The organism is Microbacterium sp. P5_E9 (genome assembly GCF_054049175.1).
Window position 1 is genome coordinate 1 of record NZ_JBFUMV010000188.1, and the last position, 502, is coordinate 502.

The following is a 502-nucleotide window of genomic DNA, read 5'->3' on the forward strand; positions in this document are numbered from 1 at the left end:
CCCGATCCTGCGACGCGATGAGCCGCTGCATCACGACATGGGAGGACTCGAGATCCTGCTGCACCTCCCTGATGACCGTGACGTCGCGGCTCGCCACCACGGCGCCGACGATCGCTTCGTCCTGCGATCGAATGGGTGCAAAGCTGTAGCTGCCGATCCACTTCTCGCCGCTGTCCTTGCGCCGCAGCCTGTATTCGACATTGGTCGCCGCCTCCCCCCGCAGTGCCCGGTGGACCGGCCATTGCGCCAGCGGCGCCGGATCGCCGTTGGGCATGCGCAGTTCGAGGATGTCCGGGTATTCCGCGAATGTCCTTCGGCAATCGGACTTGTCCGCGAAGCGGTGAAACGACGCGAAGGCGTCGTTGAACTCCACCAGCCGGCCCTCAGTATCGGCGATGACCACCGCGTCGCTCATGCTCGCCAGCGCCGCCTGCAGCTTCGAGGCGACGGCCCGGAGTTCTTCCTCGGCCAGCTTGCGTTCGCTGACATCGCGCAGGATCAC

1 protein-coding gene is annotated in these 502 nt (G+C 65.9%); it reads right to left on the bottom strand.

Going from position 1 to position 502, the window contains the following annotated elements:
• Positions 1-502: PAS domain-containing protein (locus ACXJ3V_RS20915; protein WP_457102273.1), on the bottom strand; the 502-nt coding region annotated here is incomplete at both ends.